Source organism: uncultured Thioclava sp. (assembly GCF_913064665.1).
Classification (GTDB): Bacteria; Pseudomonadota; Alphaproteobacteria; order Rhodobacterales; family Rhodobacteraceae; genus Thioclava; species Thioclava arctica.
In genome coordinates this window covers 1-3953 of sequence record NZ_CAJYBT010000084.1, presented here as the reverse complement: position 1 = coordinate 3953, position 3953 = coordinate 1, and the positions used below count along the sequence as shown (strand labels likewise).

Annotated in this window: 3 protein-coding genes and 1 pseudogene; all 4 read left to right on the top strand. The window is 59.4% G+C overall.

The features are described from left to right. The first annotated feature begins 808 nt into the window (after window positions 1-808). The 4 genes and pseudogenes from QZ571_RS18290 (at window position 809) to QZ571_RS18275 (ending at window position 3904) form a co-directional block, all read left to right on the top strand. Window positions 809-1726, top strand: coding sequence for a LysR substrate-binding domain-containing protein (locus QZ571_RS18290; RefSeq protein WP_295537586.1), 918 nt, complete (start codon window positions 809-811; stop codon window positions 1724-1726). A 152-nt stretch (window positions 1727-1878) separates the two neighbouring features. Continuing rightward, window positions 1879-2811: pseudogene (locus tag QZ571_RS18285) on the top strand (IS5 family transposase). Beyond that, complete coding sequence (locus QZ571_RS18280; protein ID WP_295537584.1) at window positions 2812-3522, top strand: plasmid recombination protein; 711 nt, start codon at window positions 2812-2814, stop codon at window positions 3520-3522. A 16-nt stretch (window positions 3523-3538) separates the two neighbouring features. Continuing rightward, on the top strand, window positions 3539-3904 hold the full coding sequence (locus tag QZ571_RS18275) for a hypothetical protein (RefSeq protein WP_295537582.1): 366 nt from the start codon (window positions 3539-3541) through the stop codon (window positions 3902-3904). The last annotated feature ends 49 nt before the right edge of the window (window positions 3905-3953 follow it).

Here is a 3953-nt window from a genome sequence, read left to right as displayed (position 1 = left end):
ACTTAGTTGTACGCAAGTTGAGTCGGATGACTCGTAGCTTACAGGTGAACTATACGTACGGTGATGCATACTGTGCGCATATCAGTGGATATGAAAGTGTATGCGCTCTTGTATTAGTGGGGCGTGTGCGTCGTCGTATTCTTAGTGCTTATGGAAAAGTAGTTGGTGAGGACATAGAGTGAGTCTTGCTGTTACGGTTTAGATTCTTTCGAGGAGGTCTATGTTTTTTTTTTGTTCAAGCAGAAGACGGCATACGAGATCGTTTCACGTGACTGGAGTTCAGACGTGTGCTCTTCCGATCTTCGCGAGCAGGCCTTGCTGATGCACAGCGGCGATCCGTTCAGCCCAGTTTTCCTGCGTGCCGATCTTTCCGGCGGTGTTGCTCAGCACCAGCGCCTCGACCCGTTCGGGGGCCATACGCGCGATCTCCTGCGCGATCACCCCGCCGATTGAGCAACCGACGAAAACGGCCCGCGCGATCCCGAGATGATCCGCCACCGCGAGCGCATCGCGCGCCAGATCGGTGATCGTTGGCGCCTTGGGCGAGCATGCGCTGAGCCCGTGGCCGCGCTTGTCCATCCGCACGAGACGATGCGCCCCGAGCGGTGCGACCAGCCCTTCCCACATCCGAAGATCGGTGCCGAGCGAGTTCAGAAAAATGATAGGGTGCCCGTTCGCAACACCGTCCTCACGGTAATGAACATGACCCCAGTCGAATTTCAGCGCGTGCATTTTCGTCCTCCCGGCATAATCTTTTCTCAAGTTTTTGCTTGAGCCAAATACAAAATGCACGGTAATACATAACCAAATGACTATACATAAGGGTCTCAAACTGCGTCACATCCGGGCCTTCCTCGACACGGTCGAGGCTGGGGGCGTCTCTGCGGCTGCGCGTAAACAGGGGATTTCTCAGCCCGCGCTCTCCAAGACGCTCTCCGAGATGGAGGCGATGCTGGGCGGGGCCTTGCTGGAACGCCGCGGCCGGCGTTTGCACATGACGCCCGCGGGCGAGACCTTCCGCCGCCACGCGATCCAGGCACTGCACGAGTTGGAGGCCGGGGCGGCGGCGCTGAGCGGCGATAGCGCGGGCGATGTCGTCAATGTAGGCGCGCTGCCCACCGTGGCGGGCTCGTTCTTTCCGGGCGTGGCGCTGGCCTTCACCCGCTCGCGCCCCGGCACGCGGCTTTCGATCAGCACCGGGCCGAACCTCTATCTGCTCGACCGGATCCGCTCGGGCGCGCTCGACCTGATGATCGGTCGGATGCCCGCCGCCGCTGACATGCCGGGGCTGCGCTTCGATTTCCTCTACGAGGAAGAGGTGATCCTCGCCGCCCGGCGCGGCCATCCTTTCGCCCAGGCGAGTGCCGCCGAAGCGCTGCGCCATTGCGATCTGATCCTGCCCACGCGCGGCGCGATCATCCGGCGGATCGTCGACGACTATCTGGGCGCGCAGGGCATCACCGAGCCGCGCTGCACGATCGAGACGGTCTCTCTCGCGACCGGGCTCGGGCTGCTGGAGAATTCGGACATGCTATGGTTCATCTCGCGCGGAGTGATCGCGCGCGAACTCGACTCGGGGCAATTGGTCAGCCTGCCGCTGGGCGCGCAGTTCATGTCGGGCGCCGTGGGTCTGACGATGAAGCGCGAGATGACCGAGCGCCCCGAAATCGCACATCTGACCGAGATGCTCCACGAGACGGCGCGTGTTCGCGAGGCTCTAACATGAATATTCTGCGTGAGATTTTCTTTTAGACACAGAAATGTGGCGCTTTACATCAACACCGGTCAATGTTTCTGAAATTGCTACGTCTGCGCGGCTCTGTTGCGCAAATCGTGTTGGGGATTCATCTCTTGAATCCAGCGTGATAGCTGGTTGGCATGAGCAGACCGACACCCCCGACGTACAAGATCAAGAACTGGGCGAGCTATAACGAAGCGCTCAAGCGCCGCGGTTCACTAACGATCTGGTTTGATCCCGAGATGACATAGGAGGCTGCGCCGACAGACAAGCGCGGCCGCCAGCAGACGTATAGCGATTGTGCCATCCAGACCTGTCTGACAATGAAAGTGTTGTTCGGCATGGCCCTCCGGCAGACGACCGGCTTCGTCGAAAGCCTTTTGCAGTTGAGCGGGCTGGACTGGTCGGTGCCAGATTTCAGTACGTTATCGCGCCGACAGAAGGCAAGGGACGTGAGCATCTCTTATCGTGGGGCGCAAAGCCCGCTGCACCTTCTGATCGATAGCACCGGCATCAAGGTAGAGGGCGAAGGTGAATGGAATGCCCGCAAGCATGGCGGTACCAAACGCCGTGTGTGGCGCAAGGTTCACCTCGGGATTGACGAGAAAACACTGGAAATCCGGGCAGTCGAGTTCACCAGCAGCGACATCGGCGATGCGCCCATGCTGCCCGAATTGCTCGATCAGATCCCGCCCGACCAGGTGATCGGCAGCGTCACTGCGGACGGCGCCTACGATACCCGAAAGTGCCACAATGCCATCGCCGACCGGGGCGCTGCCGCTGTCATTCCGCCCCGCAAGAATGCCAAACCCTGGAAACCGGACACGGCTGGCGCGATTGCGCGCAACGAGGCCCTCCGCGCATCGAAATACCTCGGCCGAGCGCTCTGGCGAAAATGGAGTGGCTACCACCGCCGAAGTCGCGTCGAGACGAAGATGCACTGTATGAAGCTGCTGGGCCAACGCCTCTCGGCACGGGCCCCTGAACGTCAGGTCGCCGAACTTCAGGTTCGTGTCGCCGTCATGAACGGATTCACCGCGCTCGGCATACCCATCACAGAGGCCGTAGGATAAGTGTGTCCGGGGAAGGGGGAAGCTCGCACATCAGCCGGTTTGTGCAACAAAGCCTCCGAAGAATATCGCGCATGTTCCAAAGACGACCGCGCGGAAGTGAAAAAATGGACGCAATTGGTGGTGAAGGATTTCGTATCCCGGATGCCAGCGGACATCGAATTTTCCGCCGTGCTACATCTCGATGAGAAATACGTCCATATCCACATTCTCGCGCTCAACATGGCGGATCCGAAACTAAGCGCAAACAAGCTTCATGTCGGAAAATGCGCGGCCGCACAGTGGAGAGAGGAGCACGGGCCAGCACAGACAATCACCTCCCTGCCCCGCCCGGAACTCGAGCCCCGGCCCTCCAAACCCAAGCGCCCTAAACCCTCAAAGAACCGCATGACACAGGCCAAACGCGAAGCGGCATATGTTGAGGATCTCGCAGCATGGGAGGAGAGCTGCGCCGAGGTCGAGCAGCGCAATGGCGAGGTGCTCGACGCCTGGAAGCGCGAGAACGACAAATATCTGCACCTCAAACGTAAGACACAATCACGGAAACACTCAGACAAAGCGGCCTATGAGGCCGCGATGACGTCCTTTCAGGACAGATATTATGAGGCCGTTGGAAAACCCTGTGGCCTGCTGCGGCATGGCCCCAGAATGGAACGGCTCTCGACTGTGCAATATAGCGCGCAAGGCGTAGGCAAAGGGCATCGCAAAGGTTGAAGCCGCACAGCGGGACTTGCTTCTTTCAAATCGCAAAAAGTCTCAGGCGTTAGAGGAAAAGGAACAGACACAGAGCCAGAAGGCAAAACAGATTGGAATGGAGCAAGAAGCGCTTGAGGCGCGCCGGGAGGCCGCAGCACGTCAGAATGCCGCCCTCACGCAACGGGAACGCGCGGTGACTGAGCGCGAGAACGAGATGGACAGCGCCCTTGAGACGATCACCGACCTCGTTGCACAGGCAGAGAGCGGCGATCTGCTCGACAGCAATCGTTCGGAGAATTTCGAGCGCGCGCCAAAATTCCCCCAGAAAATTATCGAAACGGCACCGATGTCACGCACCCCGGTTCAGCGCCTCCTCTGCAAGCTTGTAGGAAGGTTATAGCGCGCGGCATCTGGCATGAAGGGGGGAGCCAAAGATGAGCCGTGTGATG